General features: G+C 29.0%; 31 protein-coding genes (1 of these 31 cut by a window edge). 21 read left to right on the top strand and 10 right to left on the bottom strand.

Annotated elements, in window-relative coordinates:
- The 7 genes from gyrA to dnaA form a co-directional block, all read right to left on the bottom strand.
- Positions 1-1,854: the 5' portion of a DNA gyrase subunit A gene (gyrA, locus tag CDLVIII_RS01225; RefSeq protein WP_009167660.1), read on the bottom strand. Its footprint begins 630 nt before the window's first position; 1,854 of the gene's 2,484 nt are visible here — the first part of the coding sequence; the start codon lies at positions 1,852-1,854; the stop codon falls past the left edge of the window.
- Between the two features lie 23 nt (positions 1,855-1,877).
- Positions 1,878-3,785, bottom strand: coding sequence for a DNA topoisomerase (ATP-hydrolyzing) subunit B (gene gyrB, locus CDLVIII_RS01220; protein WP_009167659.1), 1,908 nt, complete (start codon positions 3,783-3,785; stop codon positions 1,878-1,880).
- 51 nt (positions 3,786-3,836) lie between these two features.
- Positions 3,837-4,097: an extracellular matrix/biofilm biosynthesis regulator RemA family protein gene (locus tag CDLVIII_RS01215; RefSeq protein ID WP_009167658.1), complete on the bottom strand. Its 261-nt coding sequence runs from the start codon at positions 4,095-4,097 to the stop codon at positions 3,837-3,839.
- A 14-nt stretch (positions 4,098-4,111) separates the two neighbouring features.
- Positions 4,112-5,194 carry a DNA replication/repair protein RecF gene (gene recF, locus CDLVIII_RS01210; protein ID WP_009167657.1) on the bottom strand — a complete coding sequence of 361 codons (1,083 nt, stop codon included), beginning with the start codon at positions 5,192-5,194 and terminating at the stop codon, positions 4,112-4,114.
- Between the two features lie 59 nt (positions 5,195-5,253).
- A complete protein-coding gene (locus CDLVIII_RS01205) occupies positions 5,254-5,460 on the bottom strand; it encodes an RNA-binding S4 domain-containing protein (protein ID WP_009167656.1) in 207 nt (68 codons plus the stop codon).
- 40 nt (positions 5,461-5,500) lie between these two features.
- A complete protein-coding gene (gene dnaN / locus CDLVIII_RS01200) occupies positions 5,501-6,601 on the bottom strand; it encodes a DNA polymerase III subunit beta (RefSeq protein ID WP_009167655.1) in 1,101 nt (366 codons plus the stop codon).
- Positions 6,602-6,862: 261 nt separating this feature from the next.
- Positions 6,863-8,212, bottom strand: coding sequence for a chromosomal replication initiator protein DnaA (gene dnaA / locus CDLVIII_RS01195; RefSeq protein WP_009167654.1), 1,350 nt, complete (start codon positions 8,210-8,212; stop codon positions 6,863-6,865).
- A gap of 504 nt (positions 8,213-8,716) precedes the next feature.
- On the opposite strand from dnaA, the gene rpmH reads away from it, so the two are divergent.
- From rpmH to CDLVIII_RS01135, 12 genes are all read left to right on the top strand, one after another.
- Complete coding sequence (rpmH, locus tag CDLVIII_RS01190; RefSeq protein WP_009167653.1) at positions 8,717-8,851, top strand: 50S ribosomal protein L34; 135 nt, start codon at positions 8,717-8,719, stop codon at positions 8,849-8,851.
- A gap of 61 nt (positions 8,852-8,912) precedes the next feature.
- Complete coding sequence (gene rnpA / locus CDLVIII_RS01185; RefSeq protein ID WP_009167652.1) at positions 8,913-9,287, top strand: ribonuclease P protein component; 375 nt, start codon at positions 8,913-8,915, stop codon at positions 9,285-9,287.
- Complete coding sequence (yidD, locus tag CDLVIII_RS01180; protein WP_009167651.1) at positions 9,259-9,468, top strand: membrane protein insertion efficiency factor YidD; 210 nt, start codon at positions 9,259-9,261, stop codon at positions 9,466-9,468. The genes rnpA and yidD overlap by 29 nt, the downstream gene beginning before the upstream one ends.
- A 22-nt stretch (positions 9,469-9,490) precedes the next feature.
- Positions 9,491-10,258, top strand: a complete 768-nt coding sequence (locus CDLVIII_RS01175) for a membrane protein insertase YidC (RefSeq protein ID WP_009167650.1) — start codon at positions 9,491-9,493, stop codon at positions 10,256-10,258.
- 47 nt (positions 10,259-10,305) lie between these two features.
- Positions 10,306-10,935 (top strand): RNA-binding cell elongation regulator Jag/EloR, encoded by a 630-nt coding sequence (gene jag / locus CDLVIII_RS01170; protein ID WP_009167649.1) that lies wholly within the window; start codon positions 10,306-10,308, stop codon positions 10,933-10,935.
- Positions 10,936-11,106: 171 nt separating this feature from the next.
- Entirely contained in the window at positions 11,107-12,489 is a 1,383-nt protein-coding gene (gene mnmE, locus CDLVIII_RS01165) for a tRNA uridine-5-carboxymethylaminomethyl(34) synthesis GTPase MnmE (RefSeq protein ID WP_009167648.1), read from the top strand.
- 9 nt (positions 12,490-12,498) lie between these two features.
- Positions 12,499-14,385, top strand: coding sequence for a tRNA uridine-5-carboxymethylaminomethyl(34) synthesis enzyme MnmG (mnmG, locus tag CDLVIII_RS01160; RefSeq protein WP_009167647.1), 1,887 nt, complete (start codon positions 12,499-12,501; stop codon positions 14,383-14,385).
- 17 nt (positions 14,386-14,402) lie between these two features.
- Entirely contained in the window at positions 14,403-15,122 is a 720-nt protein-coding gene (rsmG, locus tag CDLVIII_RS01155; RefSeq protein WP_009167646.1) for a 16S rRNA (guanine(527)-N(7))-methyltransferase RsmG, read from the top strand.
- Between the two features lie 133 nt (positions 15,123-15,255).
- On the top strand, positions 15,256-16,038 hold the full coding sequence (gene noc / locus CDLVIII_RS01150; RefSeq protein WP_009167645.1) for a nucleoid occlusion protein: 783 nt from the start codon (positions 15,256-15,258) through the stop codon (positions 16,036-16,038).
- Positions 16,039-16,260: 222 nt separating this feature from the next.
- Positions 16,261-17,022, top strand: a complete 762-nt coding sequence (locus CDLVIII_RS01145; RefSeq protein WP_035301623.1) for an AAA family ATPase — start codon at positions 16,261-16,263, stop codon at positions 17,020-17,022.
- A gap of 8 nt (positions 17,023-17,030) precedes the next feature.
- Complete coding sequence (locus CDLVIII_RS01140) at positions 17,031-17,891, top strand: ParB/RepB/Spo0J family partition protein (RefSeq protein WP_009167643.1); 861 nt, start codon at positions 17,031-17,033, stop codon at positions 17,889-17,891.
- Between the two features lie 39 nt (positions 17,892-17,930).
- The gene (locus CDLVIII_RS01135; protein WP_009167642.1) at positions 17,931-18,437 is read left to right on the top strand and encodes a DUF4446 family protein; all 507 of its coding nucleotides are present in this window, start codon (positions 17,931-17,933) and stop codon (positions 18,435-18,437) included.
- A 176-nt stretch (positions 18,438-18,613) separates the two neighbouring features.
- Here CDLVIII_RS01135 and yyaC read toward each other — a convergent pair whose 3' ends face one another.
- The 3 genes from yyaC to CDLVIII_RS01120 form a co-directional block, all read right to left on the bottom strand.
- The gene (gene yyaC / locus CDLVIII_RS01130) at positions 18,614-19,180 is read right to left on the bottom strand and encodes a spore protease YyaC (protein ID WP_009167641.1); all 567 of its coding nucleotides are present in this window, start codon (positions 19,178-19,180) and stop codon (positions 18,614-18,616) included.
- 119 nt (positions 19,181-19,299) lie between these two features.
- Positions 19,300-20,451, bottom strand: a complete 1,152-nt coding sequence (locus tag CDLVIII_RS01125) for an aminotransferase class V-fold PLP-dependent enzyme (protein ID WP_009167640.1) — start codon at positions 20,449-20,451, stop codon at positions 19,300-19,302.
- 9 nt (positions 20,452-20,460) lie between these two features.
- Positions 20,461-21,108, bottom strand: a complete 648-nt coding sequence (locus CDLVIII_RS01120) for a LysE family transporter (protein WP_009167639.1) — start codon at positions 21,106-21,108, stop codon at positions 20,461-20,463.
- A gap of 164 nt (positions 21,109-21,272) precedes the next feature.
- On the opposite strand from CDLVIII_RS01120, the gene CDLVIII_RS01115 reads away from it, so the two are divergent.
- From CDLVIII_RS01115 to rplI, 9 genes are all read left to right on the top strand, one after another.
- Positions 21,273-21,515, top strand: a complete 243-nt coding sequence (locus CDLVIII_RS01115; protein WP_009167638.1) for a DUF3343 domain-containing protein — start codon at positions 21,273-21,275, stop codon at positions 21,513-21,515.
- Between the two features lie 69 nt (positions 21,516-21,584).
- Positions 21,585-22,391, top strand: a complete 807-nt coding sequence (locus CDLVIII_RS01110) for a mechanosensitive ion channel domain-containing protein (protein ID WP_083825404.1) — start codon at positions 21,585-21,587, stop codon at positions 22,389-22,391.
- Between the two features lie 23 nt (positions 22,392-22,414).
- Entirely contained in the window at positions 22,415-22,609 is a 195-nt protein-coding gene (locus CDLVIII_RS01105; protein WP_009167636.1) for a DUF951 domain-containing protein, read from the top strand.
- Between the two features lie 141 nt (positions 22,610-22,750).
- Positions 22,751-23,038 (top strand): 30S ribosomal protein S6, encoded by a 288-nt coding sequence (rpsF, locus tag CDLVIII_RS01100; protein WP_009167635.1) that lies wholly within the window; start codon positions 22,751-22,753, stop codon positions 23,036-23,038.
- Between the two features lie 13 nt (positions 23,039-23,051).
- Positions 23,052-23,498 carry a single-stranded DNA-binding protein gene (locus CDLVIII_RS01095; protein WP_009167634.1) on the top strand — a complete coding sequence of 149 codons (447 nt, stop codon included), beginning with the start codon at positions 23,052-23,054 and terminating at the stop codon, positions 23,496-23,498.
- Positions 23,499-23,521: 23 nt separating this feature from the next.
- Positions 23,522-23,782 carry a 30S ribosomal protein S18 gene (rpsR, locus tag CDLVIII_RS01090; protein ID WP_009167633.1) on the top strand — a complete coding sequence of 87 codons (261 nt, stop codon included), beginning with the start codon at positions 23,522-23,524 and terminating at the stop codon, positions 23,780-23,782.
- 161 nt (positions 23,783-23,943) lie between these two features.
- On the top strand, positions 23,944-24,264 hold the full coding sequence (locus CDLVIII_RS01085) for a MazG-like family protein (protein WP_035301621.1): 321 nt from the start codon (positions 23,944-23,946) through the stop codon (positions 24,262-24,264).
- Between the two features lie 21 nt (positions 24,265-24,285).
- Positions 24,286-26,229, top strand: a complete 1,944-nt coding sequence (locus CDLVIII_RS01080; RefSeq protein ID WP_009167631.1) for a DHH family phosphoesterase — start codon at positions 24,286-24,288, stop codon at positions 26,227-26,229.
- 2 nt (positions 26,230-26,231) lie between these two features.
- On the top strand, positions 26,232-26,678 hold the full coding sequence (rplI, locus tag CDLVIII_RS01075; protein WP_009167630.1) for a 50S ribosomal protein L9: 447 nt from the start codon (positions 26,232-26,234) through the stop codon (positions 26,676-26,678).
- Positions 26,679-26,682 lie beyond the last annotated feature (4 nt).

Here is a 26,682-nt window from a genome sequence, read left to right as displayed (position 1 = left end):
TATTCCTTGTTTAGTACCCATAAACAGGAATCCTTCTTTTCTATCATCAGTTACTGTTAATACTGTTTGAATTTTTTCATCAGCTTCTATTGATATAAGATTTATTAGATTTGTACCCTTTGCTTGTCTTCCCGCATCTGGGATTTCATAAGCCCTTAATTTATACACTCTTCCTTTATTTGTAAAGAATAGTATATCTGAATGTGTAGATGTTATCATTAACTGCTCAACAAAATCATCTTCCTTGGTCGACATTGCTTGAATACCCTTTCCGCCTCTTCTCTGTGCCGAATAAGTATCCGCTGAAATTCTCTTTATATATCCTGAATGTGTTAATGTTATAACAACCTCTTCTTCTTGAATTAGGTCTTCTATATCAATTTCATTAACTATCTTTTCAATTTTACTTCTTCTTCCATCTGAATATTTAGCTTTTATTTCTAAAAGCTCATCCTTAATAACACCTAATAGCTTTTCTTCATTAGCTAAAATAGATTGTAAATATTCTATTTGTTTCATTAATTCGTTATATTCTTCCTCAATTTTATCTCTTTCTAAACCAGTTAATCTTCTCAATCTCATTTCCAGTATAGCTTGAGATTGTTTTTCTGAAAGATTAAATTTATCCATTAAAGTATCCTTAGCAATTTCACTAGTCTTAGAATTTCTGATTATACTTATTACTTCATCTATGTTATCTAATGCTATCTTCAAGCCTTCTAATATATGAGCTCTTGCTTCTGCCTTATTTAATTCAAATACAGTTCTTCTTGTTATGACTTCTTTTTGGAAATCTATATAGTTTTCTAGTATTTGTTTTAAATTTAATACTTTAGGCTCGTTATTAACTAACGCTAACATAATAATTCCAAATGTATCTTGAAGTTTTGTATGTTTATATAATAAGTTTAATACTACATTAGGATTAGCATCTCTTTTAAGTTCAATTACAATTCTCATACCTTCTCTATCTGACTCATCTCTTAAATCAGATATTCCAGTAATCTTTTTATCTTTTACTAAATCAGCAATATTTTCGATGAGTTTTGCCTTATTTACTGCATATGGTATTTCAGTAACTATTATGGAATGCCTTCCATTTTCCTCTTCTATTTCAGCATTTGCTCTTACAACAACTTTTCCTTTACCAGTTTCATAAGCTGCTCTGATTCCAGCCTTCCCCATAATAGTAGCACCTGTAGGAAAATCAGGTCCTTGTATTTTACTCATAAGTTCTAAAACAGTGCTTTCAGGATTATCCATAAGCATAACTGTTCCATCTATTATTTCACCTAAGTTATGTGGTGGAATATTAGTTGCCATACCAACTGCAATTCCTGTTGAACCATTTACTAAAAGATTCGGAAATCTAGATGGAAGTACTACTGGTTCTTGCTCTTCACCATCAAAATTTGGCATAAAATCAACTGTATTCTTGTTTATATCTCTTAACATTTCAACAGCTATTTTATTCATTTTTGCTTCTGTATATCTCATAGCAGCTGCACTATCACCATCAACAGATCCAAAATTTCCATGACCATCAACTAACATGTATCTCATAGAAAAATCTTGAGCTAATCTTACTAATGCATCATAAACAGAACTATCACCATGTGGATGATATTTACCTAAAACATCTCCAACTATTCTTGCACATTTTCTATATCCCTTTTCAGGACTTAACCCTAATTCTTGCAAAGAATAAAGTATTCTTCTATGAACAGGCTTTAATCCATCCCTAACATCTGGTAATGCACGACCAACTATAACACTCATTGCATAATCTATATAGCATTTTTTCATTTCATGATTAATATCTACGGGTATAATTTTTCCTTCATTAAAATCCATGTACTTCACCTCATATTTCAGTACTAAATGTCTAAATTAACAACTTTTTTAGCATTTTGTTGTATAAATTCTTTTCTTGGCTCAACTTTTTCACCCATCAAAATTGTGAAAATTTCATCCGCTGCCATAGCATCATCAATATTTACTTTTAATAAAATTCTCTTTTCTGGATCCATTGTTGTATCCCATAACTGATTTGCATTCATTTCTCCTAAACCTTTATACCTTTGAATATCAGTAGAATTATCTTTTCCACCAAAATCCGATAACACACTTTCCAATTCTGCATCACTATATGCATAATGCTCCTTTTTGCCCTTACTAACTTTATAAAGTGGTGGTTGGGCTATATACACATGCCCATCATCTATTAGCTCTCTCATATATCTATAAAAGAATGTTAATAATAATGTTCTAATATGAGCTCCATCAACATCGGCATCTGTCATGATTATAATTCTATTATATCTAATTTTTTCTACAGCAAAATCATTTCCAATACCTGCACCAAATGCAGTAATCATAGATCTAATTGTATCTGCATTTAATATTCTATCTAATCTTTGTTTTTCAACATTTAATATTTTTCCTCTTAAAGGTAGAATTGCTTGAAATCTTCTATTTCTTCCTTGCTTAGCTGATCCACCCGCAGAATCTCCTTCGACAATATAAATTTCACATTCCCTAGGATCTTTCGAAGAACAATCTGCCAATTTCCCAGGCAATGTAGTTCTTTCTAATACTGATTTTCTTGTTAATTCTCTTGCTTTTCTAGCCGCATCTCTAGCTCTTGCCGCCATTAAAGCTTTATCTACTATCATTTTTCCTATGTTAGGATTCTCCTCTAAAAATGTCCCTACATTTTCCCCAACAACAGAATCAACGATTCCTCTAACTTCACTATTTCCTAATTTGGTTTTAGTTTGGCCTTCAAATTGAGGTTCTTCAATCTTAACAGATATAACTGCTGTAAGCCCTTCTCTTATATCATCACCAGTAAAATTCTTATCATTTTCCTTTATATGACCAAATTTCTTTGCATAATCATTAAATACTCTTGTAAGTGCAGTTTTGAAACCAACTAAATGGGTTCCCCCTTCTACTGTATCAATATTATTTGCAAAAGAAAAAATATTTTCAGTATACCCATCATTATATTGAAGCGCTACTTCCACAGCTATATTATCTTTTACTCCTTCGATATATATTGGTTCATCGTGAAGTGGTACTTTGTTTCTATTTAGATAACTAACAAATGACTTGATTCCGCCCTCATAATGAAAAATTTCTTCTTTTTCATCTCTTTTATCTACTAGCTTTATGTATATACCCTTATTTAAGAAAGCTAATTCTCTTAACCTTTGAGATAATACTTCAAAATCAAAAACTATTTCATCAAATATTCCAGCATCAGGTTTAAAATATGTTTCTGTTCCAGTTTCATCGCTGTTTCCTATTTGGGTAACTTCAGTAAGAACTTTGCCTTTACTATATTTTTGTTCCCATATATGCCCATCTCTTTTAACTGTAACAGTACATTCTTCTGACAGTGCATTAACAACAGACGCACCAACTCCATGTAGCCCACCTGAAACCTTATATCCTCCACCGCCAAATTTACCACCAGCATGTAGTATTGTCATTATAACTTCTACAGTAGATTTTCCCATTTTAGGATGAATTCCTACAGGCATACCTCTACCATCATCAGTTACTGTAATTGAATTATCCTCATTGATATACACTTCTATTTTTTTGCAATACCCAGCTAATGCTTCATCGATACTATTATCAACTATTTCATAAACTAAATGATGAAGGCCTCTTGGGCTTGTGCTTCCGATATACATACCTGGTCTTTTTCTTACTGCTTCTAATCCTTCAAGAACTTGTATCTGATTTTCATCATATTCTCTATTATTTTGTTCCAAATCAGACTCCTCCTAAACTTAATAAATATTAAAATTTTTAATTTTATAAAATTACGAACTATACTCAATATCAGTTCTTTTTGTCAATGTTGTTGATGATATTGGTGAAAGATATATCTTACTCTTATTATTAACCTCTGCTATAATGAATGATTTTGGCTTTTCATCTGTAATTCTTTCTACAAATCCATCTTCTTCAGCCAACCTCAAAAACTGTATTGTATCTGAACTGTACATTGTATTTTGTAAATCGAATATTCCAATAATATCCTTAATTGGAACTACAACATTCTCACCTAAATGCAAAAACACTAACCATTCCTCCTCTAATTTAAAATTCGTCCATTTGACACAACAAATCTTTTAGCTTTATCATCTAAATAATCCTTCAAATCATCTATTCCGGTACATGTTATTATTGTTTGTATATCCTGTATCGCACTTAATATATATATTTGTCTATTTATATCAAGCTCTGAGAGAACATCGTCTAGCAATAAAACTGGATACTCTCCTGTAACTTCTTTAATGATTTTTAAAGATGAAAATTTCATAGTTAAAATTGATGTACGCTGTTGTCCTTGAGAGCCAAAAGTCTTAACATCTACATCGTTTATAAAAATATTAAAATCATCCCTATGAGGTCCTATTGATGTTAAACCTTTTTCCCTATCTTTCAATAAATTATCTTTTAATTTCTTTGAATAATTATTTTTAAAGTTATCTAAATTAACAGTACAATTATATATAAAATTAATATTTTCTTTACCAGATGTTATCTCTTTATGTATTTGACTTCCATAAATATTTATCTTTTCTATATATTCTAACCGTTTTGAAATAATATAATCAGCATATTCAATTAATTGTATATCATATACTTCTAAAACATCTTCATTGAATGTTTTGCTTTTTAACAAAATATTCCGTTCATTTAAAATTTTATTATATTGAACTAAGTTAAAGTAATATTTAGAATTTATTTGGGATAATTCCATATCTAATAATCGCCTTCTTAAACTTGGAGCTTCCTTAATGACCTTTAAGTCTTCTGGAGAAAACATTACAACATTGAATGTCCCAAATAACTCTCCAATCTTATTTATTTTAATATTATTTACTTTTATAGCCTTTTTTCCATCTCTTAAGATATTTATATCTATCCTTTTATCAAGCCTATTTTTTCCAATGAGCAAGCTTATATAAGCATTACTCTTATTCCAGCTTATTAGCTCTCTATCCTTTGAAGTTCTATGAGATTTAGCAAAGGCACCATAATAAATTGACTCTAAAATGTTAGTTTTTCCTTGAGCATTATCTCCTATAAACACATTAACATTTTGAGCCAATTCTATGTTTAAACTTGAATAGTTCCTATAATTAACTAAACTTATATTTTTAACATACATAAAAAATACACCTATAAATAATTATATCATAATAATAAAATAACAGTTTATTTATTATTTCATATAATTTCAAAATCTGAATTTTCAAAACTTATAATATCACCTATTTTTAATTTTTTTCCTCGTTGAATGCAAATTTCTTTATTTACCTTAACTAACCCATCTTGTATATAAAGTTTAGCTTCTGCACCTGAACTAACAATTGCAGCCCATTTTAAAAAAGCATCTAACTTTATATATTCAGTATTAATTTTTACTTTATTCATTTAATTTGTTATAAATATTACAAAAATAATATTTGTCCTCCTATCTCATTAATCTTACTGGTAAAACCAGGTATTTAGAATTCTCGTTATCCTTTTCTTCAATTACACACGGACTTATACTCGAAGTCATTTTCATAACAACTTCATCCTCTTCTACATTTTTTAAAACATCTAATAAGTATTTTGAGTTAAATGCAATTTGTACTTCTTCACCTTGCAATTTTATGGATATTTCCTCTCTTACCTTTCCCAATTGAGAATTAGATGTAATTATTAAATTATCTTGTTGTAAATCTAATTTTATTAAATTAGTGTTTCCATCTTTAGCCATTAATGATGCTCTTTCAATAGCATTTTGTAATTTTTGTCTATTAACGCTAACTAATAATTTATGTTCTTGCGGCAATAGTGAATTGTAATTTATAAATTTACCTTCTAATAACCTAGATATTATCTTAGTTCTCTCTAAATTGAATAATATATGATTATTAGTAAATGTTATATCTACAATATCATCCACATCTTCTAATATTTTAGATACCTCATTTAATGTTTTACCTGGTATAACAACTTCTACATCAATATCAGTATCTAAAAATTCACTTCTAATTGCTAATCTATAGCCATCAAGAGCAACTAAATTTAAATTTTTATTTTTTACTTCAAACAATATGCCTTGAAGAATTGGTCGTGTTTCATCTTGAGCAATAGCAAAAGATGTTCCTTTAATCATGTTTTTTAGTATATTTTGATTTACTGATATCTTTAGGTTTTCATTGATCTCAGGTAATTCAGGAAATTCATTTGTATTCATATAAACAACATCAAATATAGATTTTTCACAAGTTATTTTAATTAACTGATTTTCAATAGTCTCTATTTTTATTGTTGAATTTGGTAATTTTCTTATTATTTCTCCAAATATTTTAGCATCTATTACAATGTTACCTTCTTCTATTATTGTAGCATCAACAGACGTTTGAATGCTAACATCCATATCCGAACCTATAAGTGTTAATGTTGATTGTTCAGTTTTTATATATACACCTTCAAGTATAGGTAAAGTTGATTTACCTGTTATAGCTTTTTGAACTATTGATATTCCTTCTAATATTTTTTGTTTTTCACATGTAAAAATCATTTTGAAATCCTCCTTATTTATTAACAGGAAATTAAAGATAAAAAATAGATATAGATAAATATTTTTATAGTAATAATAGTAGTAGGGAGTGTTAATTTGTTGATAACTACCTTAAGCCAAGTAATATCCACAGAATTTCATTCAAAAATGTTGTGGATAATTCGGTAACAAATAAAACCACTTATCCACAACATTAAACTTATTATAACTAAAAAAATATTATCCACAATTTATTATATAGTTGTTATATACAGCTGTGGATTAACCTTGAGTCAATTTTTTAGTGATATCATTAATTGTATTTTGCAACGAATCGTCAGTTTTTAGATTTTCAGATATTTTCTCATAAGCATGAATAACAGTAGTATGATCTCTTCCACCAAACTCTTCCCCAATCTTAGGTAAAGACATATCTGTTAGTTTTCTGCTTAAATACATTGCAATTTGTCTTGGATAAGCAACATTTCTGGTTCTTCTTTGAGATTTTAAATCATCAACACGCAAATTAAAGTAACTAGACACTATATCTTGTATAATATCAATAGTCACATGCTTGCCTTGTTTTTTAGAAATTATATCTTTCAATGCTTCGGAAGCTAGATCCACAGTGACCTCTCTATTAGTTAATGAAGAGTAAGCAATTATTCTTATTAAAGCGCCTTCAAGCTCTCTGATATTTGATTTAATTCTTGTAGCAATATACCCCATGACTTCATTAGCTACATTTAAATTTTCAACATCAGCTTTCTTTTTTAAAATGGCCATCCTAGTTTCGAAATCAGGAACTTGTATGTCTGCAATTAATCCCCATTCAAATCTGGAGCGTAGTCTGTCTTCTAATGTTGGAATTTCCTTTGGCGGCCTATCTGAAGATAATATGATTTGCTTGTTGGCATCATGTAATGCATTAAATGTGTGGAAGAATTCTTCTTGTGTACGTTCTTTTCCGGCTATAAACTGTATATCATCAATAAGTAGAATATCTACATTTCTATATTTATTTCTAAATTCTTCATTTTTATCATCTTTAATTGCATTAATTAATTCATTAGTAAATTTTTCAGAAGAAACATATACTACTTTAGCATTTGGATTGCCATCTAAGATATAGTGACCTATAGCATGCATTAAGTGAGTTTTTCCGAGTCCAACACCTCCATATATAAATAGTGGATTATAGGCTTTGGCAGGTGATTCTGCAACTGCAAGTGATGCAGCGTGAGCAAATCGATTACTATTACCTATTACAAAAGAATTAAATGTATACTTTGGATTTAACGTTGAAGACATTTCATCATTAACAGTAATTGATTTTGATGCTTGTGGAGTGTTACTTTTATTTTCTTCTTTTTCGTAGTTATCAGACATTATAATAAATTCAATTTTATATAGTTTCGAACAAACAGCTTTTATTGAGTTTGCAACTAAATCTTTATAACGCTTATCTAAAATATCTTGAGTAAAGGAATTTGGAACGCTTATCCTTAAAGTATCTGAAGAGATAGATATAGGTTCACAGCTTTTAATCCAAGTATTGAAGCTAACTTCACTAAGCTCACTTTTTATAATAGTTAAGGTTTTATTCCACAAGTTTTTTAGATCGGCATCCATTTTTATTATTCCTCCAGTATTTTATAAAAAAAATTTTATGCGACTTATGTACAATTTATCAACAGATATATCAACAGTATTATATTATCGCCAAGTATGTATATAAATATATCAACATGTTAATAATTATGTTTATATATAAATTGATTAAAAATTTAATAACATGTAACTATAAAAAGTTATAAACATGTACATAATTAAGTGAATATGCAATTTGTAATATGAACAAATAACATAAGATAAACAAGTTATGCACATATTTATCCACACATGTGGATAAGTTCTTAAAATAATAAGTTATTCACAACATAATATTTATGATAACATAAGTAATTGTTGATATTCAAGAAATTATCCACAAAAAAATATATATAAATATATTTATCAACAATTATTACCACCTTGACAGGAAAATAGTATATATATATAATAGATTAAGTAAAATTTAAAATTAGTTAAGTATAGTTTTTACTATAAATAATTTATTTAAGGGGGTGCATGTTAATGTTCATGACTTATCAACCTAAAAAAAGACAAACAAAAAAGGAACATGGTTTTAGAAAGAGAATGAGCACTCAATCAGGAAGAAACATTCTTAAAAGCAGAAGACAAAAAGGAAGAAAAAAATTAACAGCTTAAGGGCCGCTCTAAGTGGCCTTTTTTCTGCAAATGCAGGGAAAAAAGGAGAATATAAATATCTATGATTTATAGATTGAAAAAAAATTTTGAATTTACATTTATATATAGAAGAGGCAAGTCATTTGCAAATGACCTTTTAGTTATGTATATAATAAAGAATAAAAAGAATAAAGATAAATATCATAATTGTTATAATAAATTAGGTGTTTCTGTGAGTAAAAAGGTAGGAAACAGTGTTATTAGGAGTAGATGTAAAAGATTAATAAGCGAAAGTTTTAGATTAAATTATGATTATATGATAAAAGAATATGATTTTATTTTTATAGCAAGAAATCCTATGAAAGACAAGAAATATTTTGAAGTAGAGAAAGCTATGAGAAATTTAATTAAAAAGGCAGGCTTATATAATGAAGAAATTACTAATATGCCTAATTAATTTTTATAGAAAACATATTTCACCTGGGAGACCTTCATGCTGTAGGTTTACGCCAACATGCTCACAATATGCTCTGGATGCTATAAATAAATATGGGGCATTTAAAGGAAGCATAATGGCAATTTACAGAATATTAAGATGTAATCCTTTTGGCAAGGGTGGGTATGATCCAGTAAGATGAAATATAGGAGGGATATTTTTTAATGTTTCAAGCGATAGTTGATTTTATGAAAAGCATATTTGATTCCCTGCATAACTTTATAGTTAGTATAGGAGTATCAGATGTTGGGCTATCTTATGTTTTAGCGATATTTTTATTCACATTAATTATAAGAATTTTAATATTGCCATTTAACATTAAGGCGGCAAGATCTACACGAGGAATGCAAAAACTTCAACCAGAACTTAAAAAGCTTCAAGAAAAATATAAGGATGATAAAGAAAAATTAAGTGTAGAAACTATGAAGCTATATAAGGATAACAATGTTAGTATGGCTGGAGGATGTCTTCCATCATTACTTCCATTACCAATATTAATGGCTCTTTATTGGGTATTCATGGGCATACATGGAATAGAAGGAGCATCATTTTTATGGATTAAAAACTTATTTGCCCCTGATCCATGGCATATATTAGCTATTTTGGCTGCATTATCAACATACTTACCATCATATTTAATGACTAAATCCACTCCATCTCAACCTAATGGAATGAATATGGGAACTATGAATTTAGCTATGGCTGGAATGATGGGATTCATGTCATGGAATTTCAGTGCTATATTAGTTTTATATTGGATAATTGGTAATTTGATTCAAACTATACAAACATATTTCTTAAATTATAGACCTTCAGTAAAAGATATGAATGAAGTTAAAGAGAAAGAAACTAAAGTCGAATCAGAAAAATTTGTTATGGCAGTTGAAGAACCTAAAAATTTGGCTAGTAAAAAAAGAAAAAAAAATAAATAATTAAGTAATTTAAGTTTGCTTGGATATTAGAGGTGGTGAATTAACCGATGAGATCAATAGAAATAGAAGGAAAAACTGTTGAAGAGGCCTTAAATAAAGCTTTAATTGAATTAAATACAGAGAAAAACATGGTTGATGTTGAAATTTTAGAGTATGGTTCAAAAGGTTTATTTAATGTTATAGGAGTTAAGCCAGCTAAAATTAGAGTTACTAGTAAATATGATTATATCAAAGAAGCAAAAGATTTTATAGCTAACATACTTAAATGTATGGAAATTGAAGCTGATATAAATGTGAGAGAAGAAAATGATACTATTGTAATTAATTTATCAGGAGAAAGAATGGGATTGATAATTGGTTATAGAGGAGAAACATTGGACTCTATACAATACCTAGTTTCATTGATAGTTAATAAGGTTCATGAGCTTCCTCATAAAAGGGTCATACTAGATACCGAAAATTATAGAAGCAAAAGAGAAGAAACCCTTAAAGGACTTGCTATTAAAACAGCTAATAAGGTTAAGAAAACAAGAAAATTATTTAAGTTAGAGCCAATGAATCCTTATGAGAGACGAGTTATTCATTCTGCACTTCAGGAAGATGCCTTTATAAATACATATAGTGAAGGTGATGAACCATTTAGAAGAGTAGTTGTTGAATTAAAAAAAGATTTGTAGAAGAAAGCCTGAATGGCTTTCTTTTTAAGTTTATAAGTAAAGTTTTAGAATTTAAGGAGAAAAATTAAATTAATATAACTTTGACTAATTAAGTTTTGTTCTGTAAAATTGATATTAGTTTTGAATAGATATTGATATAAAAGTTCTTCTTTAAATAAAGGAGGAAAATAGATGAAGGAATTTGATACTATTTGTGCAATAGCTACACCTATTGGAGAAGGTGGAGTTGCTATAATTAGAATTTCTGGAGCAAAATCTTTGAGCATTGCAAGTAAAATATTTGTTTCCAAGAATAATTACGATATTGAAAAAATGCAGACATATACTATGAAATATGGCAATGTTGTAGAATTAGAAAATAGAGAAATTATTGATGAAGTTATTTTAAGTTATATGAAAGCGCCTAATAGTTATACTGGAGAAAATGTAGTTGAGATTAATTGCCATGGTGGTATTGTATCAACTAATAGTGTATTAAATGAAATTATAAAGGCTGGTGCGAGAATTGCAGAACCAGGTGAATTCACTAAAAGAGCATTTTTAAATGGAAGAATAGATTTAAGTCAAGCAGAAGCAGTTATGGATATAATAACAGCTAAAACTGAACTATCAATGAAATCAGCACTAATGCAAAGAAATGGAGCACTTTCAAGGGAAATAGGGGAATTAAGGAAATTTCTATTGAATGTTTTAGCTTTGATTGAATACGCAGTTGATTTTACAGAAGATGATGAGGATATTATTGATGATAATTTAATTGATCAAATCAAGAATGGCATTGATAAGGCTAGTGTTAAGATAAGATATTTATTGGCTAATGCGGATGAAGGTAAAATATTGAGAGAAGGCCTTAAAGTAGTCATTGTTGGTAAGCCTAATGTAGGAAAGTCATCATTATTAAATGCATTATTAAGAGAAAAAAGAGCTATAGTAACAGATATTCCTGGCACAACAAGAGATGTTATTGAAGAATATATAAATATTGAAGGAATACCTATTAAAATAACTGATACTGCAGGAATAAGAGATACAGAAGATATAGTTGAAAAAATAGGCGTGGAAAAATCTAAGGAAAAAATTGATGAAGCAGATTTGATAATATTAATGCTTGATGCATCTAGGGATATAAATGAAGAGGACCAAATCATAATTGATAAGATAAAAAGTAAGAAGTATATAGTATTATTAAATAAAGTAGATTTAGATATAAAAATACCTGAAAAAATAATTAGTAGCTTAAGTAATAAAATAAATATATCAGTGAAAACAGGAAGTGGAATTGACAGTTTAAAGAGTGAAATTAAGGATTTATTCTTTAATGGTGAAATAACTTCTGATAGCTTAACAATTTCAAACACAAGACATAAGCAGGCATTATATAGAGCATTAGAAAATTGTGATACAGCTTTAAATAGAATCAATGCCAATGAGTATATTGATTTAATATCCATTTATATAACAGCAGCGATGAAGGCGTTAGGTGAAATAACAGGAGAAGAATTAGAAGAAGATTTATTGAACAAAATCTTTAGTGAATTTTGTGTAGGAAAGTAGGGAACAGTAATGGCAGTAAATTATGATGGCGGACAATTTGATGTAATAGTTGTTGGGGCTGGTCATGCAGGATGTGAAGCTGCATTAGCTTCAGCAAGGTTAGGACTTAATACACTGATATGTACAATAAATTTAGATTCAATAGCACTAATGCCATGTAATCCTAATATAGGTGGTACCGCAAAAGGTCATTTAGTAAGAGAAATTGATGCACTTGGTGGAGAAATGGGTATAAATATTGATAATACATTTATTCAATCAAGAATGCTAAATACTTCAAAAGGACCAGCAGTTCATTCATTAAGAGCACAAGCGGACAAAAAAGATTATCAATTTAGGATGAAAAGAGTTCTAGAAGAACAAGAGAATCTTAAAATAAGGCAGATTGAAGTTACAGAGCTTCAAGTTGAAGATGGAAAAATAAAAGGAGTAGTAACTAAAAATGGTGCAGTTTTTAAATGTAAAGCAGTTGTGCTTGCAACTGGTACATATTTAAAAGGGAAAATTATTATTGGAGAAATATCATATAGTGGAGGGCCTAATGGGTTATTTCCAGCCAATGATTTATCTCAGTCATTATTAGACTTAGGAATTGAATTAAGAAGATTTAAAACAGGAACGCCAGCCAGAATAAATAGAAAATCAGTTGATTTTTCTAAGATGATTGAGCAAAATGGAGATGAGAAGATAGTCCCATTTTCATTTATGAGTGATAATATAAAAAAAGAGCAGATATCATGTTATTTAACGTATACAAATGAAGAAACAAGTAAGATAATCAAAGAAAACATAAATAGATCCCCTATTTATAATGGAAGTATAAAGGGGATTGGGCCTAGATATTGTCCATCTATAGAAGATAAAATAATGAGATTCCCAGATAAGCCTCAACATCAAATATTTATCGAACCAGAGGGTCTAAATACGTTGGAAATGTATGTTGGTGGTTTTTCTTCATCATTACCTGAAGAAATTCAAATTAAGATGCTTAGAACTTTACCTGGACTTGAAAATGTTGAAATGATGAGAACTGCATATGCAATTGAGTATGACTCAATTGATCCTACTCAACTAAAACCAACATTGGAATTTAAGAATATTGAAGGATTGTATGGAGCTGGACAGCTTAATGGAAGTTCAGGATATGAAGAAGCGGGTGCTCAAGGAATAGTTGCAGGAATTAATGCAGCTTTAAAAATTAAAAATGAAGAGCCATTAATTTTAACTCGTTCTGATGCGTATATAGGAGTATTGATAGATGACTTAGTTACTAAAGGGACGAATGAACCGTATAGAATGATGACTTCTAGAGCTGAATATAGGTTATTATTAAGACAAGATAATGCAGATTTCAGATTAACAGAGTTTGGCCATAGAGTTGGATTGGTTACTAAAGAAAGATATGGTAAATTTTTGAAAAGAAAGAAAAACATTGAGGAAGAATTAGATAGGCTAAGGAATTTAAAAGTAACTAATAAAAAAGAAGTAAATGAGTTTCTATTTTCATTAAATTCAGCTGAATTAAGAAAACCTATTAGTTTCTATGAGCTTATGCAAAGACCTGAATTAGATTATTTTGATTTGAAACCATTAGATTCAGAAAGACCTGAATTACCATATGATGTAGGCGAACAAATAAATATACTTACAAAATATGAAGGATATATTCAAAGTCAACTTGAACAAGTTGAACAGTTCAAAAAATTTGAAAAGAAACTGTTACCTAGAGACATTAATTATAGTGATGTAAGAGGATTAAGAACAGAGGCGATACAGAAACTAAATACTATAAAACCAATTAGTATAGGTCAGGCTTCACGAATTTCAGGAGTGTCTCCTGCAGATATTTCAGTGTTGCTTATTTATCTTGAACATCACTATAATAAACAATCTTAATTATTAATGGAGGAATTATGGATTTTTATGATTTAATGGCTAAATCAGCAGAAGAAGTTGGTTTACAATTATCAAAGCAGCAGTATGAGAAATTTATAATTTACATGAAACTTCTTCAAGAGTGGAATGAGAAGATAAATTTAACAGCTATAGTGGATGATGAAGATGTAATTAAAAAGCACTTTATTGATTCTATAAAAGCATTTAAAAGAAATGAATTTAAAACAGCTAATAACTTAATAGATGTTGGAACGGGTGCTGGATTTCCAGGACTCCCGATAGCTATTATGAAAGAGGATATTAAGGTTACATTGCTAGACTCTTTAAATAAGAGAATTAATTTTTTAAATACTGTTATAAGTAAGATTGGTATCTCTAATGTGACGACAATTCATTCAAGAGCAGAAGATGGAGCGAGAAATTTAGAATTGCGCGAAAGATTTGACATAGCGACTTCCAGAGCTGTCGCTAATATGAGTGTATTGTCTGAATTATGCTTGCCATATGTTAAAATTGGAGGGAGTTTTATAGCATTAAAGGGTCCTTCAGTAGATCAAGAGATTCAAGATAGTATGAATGCAATTAAAATTCTTGGGGGAAAATTGGTAGAGGTTTGTGAAGTAAACATTGAGAATACTGAGTTAAAACATAATTTAGTTATTGTTAAAAAGATTAAGGAATGTGCTAAGATATATCCAAGAAAAGCTGGATTGATAACTAAAAATCCACTTAAATAGTTAATGTGATAGGTATTAGCTAACTAATTAAGTAAAATTAGAATAGATACTGAAATTTAAGAGGAAAAACATGGATAATGTAGAATAAATTATAGGTAAGTTAAAATGTTTTAATAAGGGATGGGTTGGGAGCATGAATAATGAAATAGTAAAAATTAATATAGATAAGGTAATTCCAAATATTTATCAACCACGTAAATATTTTAATGAAGAAGCAATTGAAGAATTATCACAATCAATTAAGCAGTATGGAATAATTCAGCCACTTACAGTAAGAAAAAGAGGAGAATTTTTTGAACTGGTAGCAGGCGAGAGGAGACTTAGAGCTGCTAAGAGAGCTAATTTAGAAACAGTTCCATGTAATATTATTGATATAACAGATTCTGAATCAGCTCAAATAGCATTATTGGAGAATTTACAAAGAGAAGATTTAAATTATATAGAGGAAGCAGAAGCATATTATAATTTAATTAATGATCATAATTTTACTCAGGATGAGTTAGCTAAGAGAATGGGTAAAAAGCAATCTACTATTGCAAATAAATTAAGATTATTGAAACTCAGTTTAGAAGTTAGAGAAATATGTTTAAAAAATAAGTTAACGGAAAGGCATGCAAGAGCATTACTTACTGTTCCAGATGAAGAGTTACAATTGAGAATTGTTCAAAAGGTTATAAAAGATGGACTAAATGTAAAGAAAACAGAGGAATTAATAAATAAAGAATTACTTAAGTTAGCAGGTGAAGAATTAAAAAAGAAAAGTAAAAGAAATATAAAAGGATTACTACCTGCGAAATTATATGTAAATACAATTAAGCAAGTTTTAGAAAAATTTGATATTCCGGCCCAATATGCATATAAGGATGAAGATGAATTTATAGAAGTCACTGTAAAAATTCCAAAAGTAAAGAAATAAAATTAAATAGTATTATAAAGATAAAAGTTAAGGGAAATTATTATCACCTTAACTTTTATTATGTTATTAATAATAAAAGTTATCTAGAAATGAAAGATTCAAGCTATTTTTTTTAGATAATTTGGATATTAGCCAGTTTTTTAGTACATAATTCTTTTATTATCTTAAAAAAGTATATATAATATTAATATGGGAAGGGGGGAAGCTCTTTTAGGGCATATTATGAAAAAAATTTGTATTTTTAATCAAAAGGGTGGAGTCGGAAAAACAACTACTAATATAAACTTATGCGCTTATTTAGCTTTAGAAGGTTATAAGGTTTTAACTATAGATATAGATCCACAAGGGAATACGACCAGTGGATTGGGATTAGATAAAAATAACCTAGATCTATCTGTTTATGATGTTTTAATTTCTGATGCAACAATGAAAGAATCCATAGTTAGAAGTGATTTGGTTCAAAATTTATTTATATCACCATCAACAATGGAACTAGCAGGAGCAGAAGTTGAGCTTATAAATAATAGCGATAGAGAAAATATAATAAAGAAGAAGTTAGAAGATATCGAAAGTGAATATGATTATGTGTTTATTGATTGCCCACCATCTTTAGGCGTATTAACAATAAATGCATTAACTTGTGCAGATTCAGTTTTAATTCCAATTCAGTGTGAATTTTATGCACTGGAAGGTGTGAGCCAGTTAATCAATACTATACAATTAGTTAAGAAATCCTTAAATAAGAATTTGGATATTGAGGGTGTTATAATGACTATGTTTGATTATAGGACAAATCTCAGTGCTGAAGTATTAAAAGAAGTTCAAAAGTATTTTAAAGATAAAGTCTATAAAACAACAATTCCAAGGAATGTGAGATTAGCAGAAGCGCCTAGTTTTGGACTACCAATAATGTTATATGATGAAAAGTGTAAGGGTGCAGAAGCCTACGTAAAATTGACAAAAGAATTTTTAAAGAAGCAGTAGGTGATATAATGGCAAAAAAATTTACTCTAGGAAAAGGTTTGAGTGCGCTTATACCCGATGAAGTAGAGGAAACTATAGAGGAAACTAGCAAACTTTTAATTTCAATAAATAAAATAAAAAGTGATGAAGAACAGCCAAGAAAATTATTCGATTCTGAAAAAATAGCTGAATTAGCAGAATCTATAAAAACTCATGGTATAATTCAACCATTAATTTTGAGAAAACATAATGAAGATCAATATGTTATAGTGGCTGGTGAAAGAAGATGGAGAGCGGCTAAAATGGCTGGATTGAAGGAAATACCGGCAATAATAATGGAATTAAGCAGTAGAGATATACTAGAAATTTCATTGATAGAGAATATTCAGCGTCAAGATTTAAATCCAATTGAGGAAGCATTAGCTTATAAAAAGTTGTTAAATGATTTTAAAATAACACAAGAAGAGTTAAGTAAGAGAATTGGAAAGTCAAGGGTAGCAATTGCTAATACAATACGATTAACTAATTTGGATGAAAGAGTTCAACAATACATAGTGGAAAGCATTATAACAGAGGGACATGGAAGAGCACTTCTTGCCATTAGTGATAATGAAAAACAATATGAAATAGCACAAAAAGTAATTGATGAAAAGTTATCAGTTAGAGAACTAGAAAAACTTATAAAAAAGATTAATGACAGTGAAGAAAAAGAAAAAGTTGAGGAACCTTTAGATAGGTTAAACCCTTATTACAAGGATGTGAAAAATCAGCTTCAAAATCATTTTGGAACTAAAGTAAATATATTGAATAAAAAGAATAAAGGAAAAATTGAAATCGAATATTATTCAGAAGAAGATTTACAGAGAATTTTAGATATTATTAATATGTAATGTTTCACGTGAAACAATTATGAAAGGAATGACAGAATTTTGGATACACTAATCAACACAATAAATGGTTTGATGCCTCTTTTGACTCTTGGAATGATAATAATTATTATTTTGTTATTTATAATGGTTATAGTTCTATTTAAAGCTGTAGGTAGAGTAGAAACCAAGTATAGGAAATTAATGAGGGGAACTACGAATAATAGCTTAGAGGAAATGTTATTAGAAAGACTAAAGAATATAGAAGAAGCAAAAGAGGCATCTGAAGAAGCTTTACAAGAGTGTAAAAGATTAGAGATAAAAATGAAAGATTGCATTCAAAAAGTTGCTATAATGAGATATAAAGCTTTTGAAAATGTTGGTAGTGATTTAAGTTTTTCTATAGCTATGTTAGATGATAAAAATGATGGTTTGATACTAACTGGAATATATGGAAGACAAGAGAGCACAACCTATGCAAAGCCAATTGATAAAGGAATATCAAGATATGATCTTTCCGAAGAAGAACTATATGTTTTAAATGAAGCATCTAATAAAGAAACTAAATAGTAAATAATTTTAAGGTGTCGCAACTCTGAGTTGGCACCTTTATTTTTTATCATTTAGTTAATTTAAATCACTTTACATATTATATTAATTGTTTCACGTGAAACAATTAAATAATGATTTGCATAAAAGTCTGATTTCGATATAATTCAAGTAATATTGCAATATTTACCTTATATTTAAACCTCTTTTTTCGCCATATTAGTTTTGTTTAAAATAAAATAACATATTCCTTTAGAGATTGATTCAGCAAGATTCATTACTGTATTTAATCTAGTATTTTGCAACACTAAGAAATCGAAGCCGCTTGATATATTTACAATTCCAGTTATGCTCATTTCCCCAACAGCAGGAAGTTTTTTATTTAATGCTAAACCGGGAATTAGAGGTTTCTTTTGTATAAAAATCTTACCAATGTTATTTAAAGAACCTAAACATGAATCAATTGCTACAATATATGGATTATTATATTTAAGATAAATTTCATTTAGTGTACTCTCTATATTTTTAGCATGAATAGGATTTTCTAAAGAACCATAAATTAATATATTATTTCTTGAAAAATACTTTAGTTTATGCCCCACTAATGGACCAAGAGAATCACCAGTAGATCGATCGCTGCCTATGCAGATAAATATTATAGGTCTATTATCATCTAGTATTGGTTGTAATTGAGTTAATAAGTAATTTTTGATTTTTATACATGCAGTAAGTGAAGATGAATTAATACAAAAACTATCACACATAAAAGAACCTCCTCAATAAATTTATATCCAATAAAAAAGGTTTTATTCATACTTCAAACAATTATTTAATCATGATTTGAAGTATAGAATAAAACCTTAAAATATATTGAACTATATTTTTATAAATTAGATGTAATTTTATTCAAAATAGAAAGAGTATAATCAATATCATCTTTAGTAGTAAAATGACTAATACTTAATCTTACTGTTCCATTAGGATATGTTCCTATAGTTTTATGTGCAAGAGGAGCACAATGCAAGCCAGTTCTGGTTTTAATCCCATTACAGTCAAGCTGATAACCCAATTCAGAAGGATCTAACGAATCAACATTTATTGAAATGCATGTAGTTAACATTTTACCAGATCTATCACCATAAATAGTTAGTCCATTAATATTCAATAAACCAGTAAGTAGATAATTTATTAAATATTGATTGTGATCATGTATACTATTTAGACCTATAGAGTTTATGTATTTAATGCCTTCGGTCAAGCCAATTATTCCTGGAAGATTATGAGTTCCACATTCAAATTTATCAGGCAAAAAATCAGGCTGGTCAAGAGAATATGAAAGACTTCCAGTACCACCTTGAAGAAATGGAGAACAACAATCATTGAATTTTGAATCTACGATAAATCCACCAACTCCTTGAGGACCTAATAAACTTTTGTGACCTGTGAATGCTACTGCATTTGCTTTTATGTTTTTCATGTTAATATCTAATGTACCCGCACCTTGAGATGAATCAACAATAAAGAATATATTATTATCATTACATAATTCACCAATGGCATGTAAGTCCTGAATTGAACCTGTAACATTTGATGCTTGGGTAATTACAACGAGTTTGGTCTTGCTATTAATTTTTTCCTTAATATTATTTATATCTATAAAACCTTGAGAATTCGCATCTACGATATCTAATTCTATATTTAGATTCTCCTTACAAAAGTAAAGCGGTCTAATAACAGAGTTATGCTCCATTGAAGATGTTATTACATGATCACCAGATCTTAATATTCCTTTAATTAATATATTTAAAGACATGGTGACATTACTAGTAAAAATTACATTTCTTGGAGAATCAAAACCAAAGAAATCACAAACAATTTCTCTGGCATTATATAGGTATCGATTGCTTTCAAGTGAATTACTGTAATTTCCACGGCCTGCATTTCCACCTACTGTGAGCATATAATTATACATAGCATCAACAACTTGTCTTGGTTTTGGAAATGTAGTGGATGCGTTATCTAAATATACTTCCATAGTTCACCTCTAAAAAATAAATCTATAAATTCCTCCAATAATAAATAGTATACCCAACGCAAAAAGAAAATAATCTAAAAGCTTTGTTGTATTGTTTACATAATTGGGCTTGAACTTCCTTATTCCTTTACTTACTGAAATATTAAGAAAACAAAACCAAGTTATACTGCCTAGAATCATTGAAGAGATTGAAAGAGTAAAAAATGTACTGCCATGATGTCTCCATATAGTAAATACAGTACCACTTAGTGCAATCCATAATGATGGAGTACTAGGGTTTAGAAATGTTATTAAGAATCCAGTTATGAAGCCATTTGAAGTACGTTTTGAAATTGACTTTTCTAGCTCTACTTCTGATTTTGTGCTTTTAAAAGATATTTTATTTGATAAAACCAAAACAATTCCAGATACTATCCAAAATAAATTGTAAAGCTTAGAGTGATTAGTTAATATTGTGAATAATCCTAGGTTTATAATTATTATATATACTATATCTGCAGATACTGCACCAAGGGAGACTTTAAAACCTTCTTTAAATCCTTTTGATATAGAGCGACTAACTGACTCAAGACCAGAAGGTCCTAATGGAATAGAGGCAACAAAGCCAGTAAAAAAACCAAATGATATAGCTTTTAATATGTTAACAATTGAAAACATTACAATCTCCTTAATAATCACATTTGTATATAATTATAAAGTAAAAAAGTTTTTTTTTCACTAAATTTAAGAAGTTTTTTATTGTAAATTTATTTTTAACTTTATAAAGTAAAAAAAATATTATAATATGAATTATGATATGAATATAAAAAGGTGGTACAAATATGAATTATTATATAGTAGTATTCAAAAATACATATGATGCAATGGCAGCAGAAAAGAAATTAAAGGAATTAAATTTTAATTTTAGAATAATGCCTACACCCACATCAATAACTATGAGCTGTGGAATCTGTGTTAGAATAGATGAAAAAGAAGAAATAGATACGATAATAAAAGATAATATATTGGAATATAAAAATGCATATTTTAGAGGTGAAGAAGGCTATATGCTGGTTGAAAAATAGGAGGGATAATTTTTGAGTGGCAATATAACGGACTTACAAAAGGCCATTGGAGAATATAAAGATCAATTTATGAATTTAATGTGGCTCCCGGCAATAATAGAAATAGTCATTAAAGTTATTTTTGTTATTATTATGGTATACTTTTCAATAAAGATTGGAGAGCACTTAATAAAAAAGTTTGTAGAGCAGCAAGTAAAAAGTAATGCTATGCTTTCTCTAGATACTCAGAGAGCAAAAACACTAGGAGAAGTGTTAAAAAGTGTCCTAAAATATTCAGCATATTTTGTAGGAATAGCAATAATAATACCAATGATATTTAAAGGGGCATCTTTTACATTTGCAAGTATAGGTGGAATAGCAGTTGGTCTTGGAGCACAGAGCTTAATAAAGGACTTGATTAATGGATTTTTTATTTTGTTTGAAAATCAATTTGGAGTTGGAGACCATGTGACCTTAGGCAATTTTAGTGGAATTGTCAAGAGCATTGGAATTAGAAGTACGGTGATTGCAGATTTTAATGGAGATGTTCATTCTATTCCGAATGGTTCTATTATTGGAGTAACTAATCATTCTAGGAATGATATTAAGTTTATAGTTGATGTGAATATTTCATATGAAGAAGATGTAAAAAGAGTGATTGACATTATAAAAAAAACTTGTGATGAATTTCAAGAAGAGAATGCAGAATATATAGACGTTCCATTGGAGGTAATTGGGTTAACAGCATTAGGTTTATCAGGGGTTACTATAAGAGTAACTGGTAAAGCAAAACCACTTATGCAATGGAAAATGGAAAATGAGCTTAGAATGGCTATAAAATTAACATTGGACAAAAATGAAATAAAAACACCAGAGATTTCAAAGACAGTTAATTGAAGATATAGGAGTGATAGTAAGTAATGATAGAAAGTTTCAACCTTGGAGATATAGTAGAAATGAAAAAACAACATCCATGTGGATCAAACCAATTTGAAATAATACGAGTAGGTGCTGATATAAAGATTAAATGCACTGGATGTGGAAGAATTGTAATGATTCCAAGAAGTAAATTTAAGAAGGAAGCAAAGAGAATAGTAATTAGTTCAGAAAATTAGAAATTAATTCAGAAAGTCAGAAAATTAATTCAAAAAGTTAGAAATTTGCTTGAATATTTCTTTAATAAATGATATAATTACAAATTGTAATCCCTGCTATGCAAAGCATAGCCGTTAGTCCAAGGGGAGGAGGTGAAATTAATGAGAAAGTACGAAACTATATTTATATTAAACCCTTCATTCGATGAAGAAACTGTTAAAGCTAACATCGAAAAGTTTAAGGGTGTTATAGAAAATGGTGGAGGAACAGTAGAAAATGTTGATTTCTGGGGTAAGAGAAAGCTTGCTTATGAAATCTCAAAAGTTAGTGAAGGTTATTATACTTTAGTTAACTTTACTGCTAACCCTGAATTACCAAGAGAGTTAGATAGAATATTCAGAATCACTGATGGTGTTATAAGACATATCATTGTTAATGAACAAGTATAAGGTGGTGTTGTAAATGAATAAAGTAGTTCTAATTGGAAGATTAACAAAAGATCCAGAACTAAGATTTACTCCAGGAAGTGGAGCAGCAGTAACAACCTTAACATTAGCAGTTGATAAATATAACACAAAAACTGGTCAGAGAGAAGCTGATTTTGTACCTGTAGTAGTATGGGGCAAACAGGCAGAAAGTACTGCTAATTACATGAGTAAAGGTAGCCAAATGGCTATTAGTGGTAGAATTCAAACCAGAAGTTATGAAGCAAAAGATGGTACTAAAAGATATGTGACAGAAGTGGTTGCTACAGAAGTTCAATTCTTAAGTAAAGGAAATGCTTCGGGAAATGCTGGAACTAATTTCGGTAACAGCAATGAATATTCAATGCCAGTAAATGATGCATTTAGTGGCGGAGGCTTTGAGGAGGATATAACTCCAGTAGATGATGGAGATATGCCTTTCTAAAATTTTAGTAAGGAGGGAATAAGATGAGCAGAGAAGAAGGTAACAATAGTAGAAGACCAGGCGGTAAAATGAGAAGATCTAGAAAAAAAGTTTGTGCTTTTTGTGTAGATAAAGCTGAGTTTATCGACTATAAAGATATAAATAAGCTTAGAAAGTATGTTACAGAAAGAGGAAAGATTCTTCCAAGAAGAATTTCTGGAACTTGTGCTAAGCATCAAAGAGAATTAACAACTTCAATTAAGAGAGCAAGAAATATAGCATTATTACCATTCACAACTGAATAAGGTAATATTACAATCCCCTGAGAAATCAGGGGATTTTTAATATCAAAAAATATAAACAATAAAATGTGGTAAAAAATAGCAAAAAAATCATAAGTCCTTGCAATACTTAAAAAAAAAAATTAAAATAAGAATACAGGGTTTTGAGAGAGGATGATATGGTTATGAGAAAAGATAATTTCAATATAATGACCAATATTAAGATTATAGAGGATTTAAAAGCTCAACTTATTTGTATAATAGGAGAATTCTTTAAGCTTTTAACAAAAGGAAATAATGTGGCACGTGATTCAATTTTAAATTGTATTTCAGGTGCTATAATAATATTGTATATTTTGGGCGAAAAATTAGGATATTCTTTTATAGATATAGATCATGATATAAAATCTAAGTTAGATCTAGGAGTAAGAGCTGAAGATCAAGTTGAAAAAGAGGGAAAAAGCTTAAGCAAATTAAAACATTATATTGGCAACAGAAGAGATTAATTATATCTTAGGAGGCTTTTTATGAATTGGATGATTATGCTTAAACGATTGCTTAAGCCAGGATTATTAGTGATTCTTTTAATAATGCTATTTTTTTATGATTATGCAGGCATAGGTGTAATCATTCTTATAATTTATTTAATAGACAATTATCAGCAATTAAGTTATTATTGGAAAAAAGAAAATGATATGAATGAATTTATAAAAAGCATAAATAAGGGAATTTCAGATAATGCATTAAAATCTGTTTATCCTCTAGTTTTAATAAAGGATGATGGAGAAATACTATGGTGTAATAATTTGTTTAAATCGTTAAAATACAATGAAGAAGATTATTATGAGAAGAATGTTTTAAGCATAACCAGAGGATTAAATTTAGATAATATACTAAAGCATGAAGATAATATACATCAAAGACTTAGCATTAATAATAAATTGTACGATGTGTATGCAAATTTAGTTGAAACAAAAAATAAGAAGTGTTTATATTTATTGTCTTTTAATGATATAACAAAGCTTATAGATTATGAAACAACGCAGGAAAGTATAATGTTAGTTGAGGTAGATAACTTTTCAGAGGTATTAGACAAGACAGATGAAAATAATAGACCTCTTCTAGTAGCTGAAATAGAAAGAACAATTAATGCTTATGCAAATAACTTAAAAGCTATGATAAAAAAATATGATACAAATAAATATGTATTGTCAATTCAAAATAAATATATTGAAGATGAGATAAAGCAAAAGTTTAATATAATAGAAGTAATCTCAAAAATTGATAAAGGTAATTCTATAGAGATTACATTAAGTATAGGTGTAGGAACTGGTGGAATGTCCCCTCTAGAAAATTATAATAATGCCAATATAGCAAAAGAATTAGCATTAGGTAGAGGTGGAGACCAAGTTGCAGTTAAAACCAATGATGATATAAAGTTCTTTGGTGGGAACTCGAAAGAAATAGAAAAAAGAACCAAGGTAAAAGCAAGAGTTATAGCAAGAGCATTAAGTGAATTAATCTATGAGAGTAGTAAGGTATATATTATTGGTCATAAGAATCCGGATATGGATTGTTTTGGATCGGCTGTTGGATTAGCAAGTGTAGTTAAACAATTAGGCAAGAATTGCAATATTTTATTAGATAATGATACTAATGCAATTGATTATTTTTTAAATAAGCTAAATAATGAATCTAAATACGATGATCTACTTATATCAATGGAAGATGCAAAAAATAATTTGGATAGTCAAACATTGGTTATAATTGTAGATGTTCATAATAAGAGTTATATTGCAGACTTAGCATTAGTGGAAAAGGCTCAAAGAAAGGTTATAATAGATCATCATAGAAGAAGTCCAGATATGATAGAGCATGATATATTAAATTATATAGAAGTATATGCATCTTCAACTTCTGAAATGGTTACTGAGATTATTCAGTATATGGTTGATAAACCTAAATTAACAAGAACAGAAGCAGAAGGACTACTTGCAGGAATTTTCATGGATACTAAAGGTTTTTCATTTAAAACTGGAGTTAGAACTTTTGATGCAGCATCATTTTTGAAGTCTTTAGGAGCAGATTCAATTGAGATTAAAAAAATGTTTACTGATGATTTACAAGATTATTTACTTATTGCAGAAACCATAAAATCGGCAGAAGTAAATAATAGTGCAGCTATAGCGGTTGCGCCTAAAAACATAGGGACTGTAATTATTGCAAAATCAGCTGATGAATTATTAAATATATCTGGAATTTCAGTAAGCTTTGTTTTAGGTGAAGTAAATGGAGACATATATATCAGTGGAAGATCTGTAGGAGATATTAATGTTCAGATTGTATTAGAGGCATTAGGCGGCGGAGGACACATGAATATTGCTGGAGCTAAGGTACAAAATAGTACAATTGAAGAGGCAATAGATCAATTAAAAGATGCAATGAAAAAATACTTAAGGATAGGTGAATAGATATGAAGGTTATTTTATTACAAGATGTTAAAAAAATAGGTAAAAAAGGTGATGTTATTGAAGCATCAGATGGATATGCAAGAAACTTTTTATTTCCCAAGAAATTAGCACAAGAAGCAAGCGAAGCTAATATGCATATTTTAAACAATAAGAAAGAAAATGAAAGAAAACAAAAGTTAGCTGAACTTGAAGCAGCACAAAAGTTAGCTGCAGAGTTAAAGGGAAAAGAGATAAAAATAAATGCTAAAACAGGAGAAAATGGAAGATTATTTGGTGCTATTACCAGCAAAGATGTTGCCCAATTAATTAAAGAACAATATAAGATTGAAATTGATAAAAAGAAAATTGTCATGGATACAATAAAATTAGCTGGTGGGTATGAAATAGACGTAAAATTATATCCAGAAGTTAGCACTAAAATGAAGGTGATTATTGTTCCGCAAGAATAAGGAG

The organism is Clostridium sp. DL-VIII, assembly GCF_000230835.1.
Taxonomy (GTDB): Bacteria; Bacillota; Clostridia; order Clostridiales; family Clostridiaceae; genus Clostridium.
The sequence above is the reverse complement of the archived record's forward strand: the minus strand, read 5'-3'. Positions and strand labels throughout refer to the sequence as shown.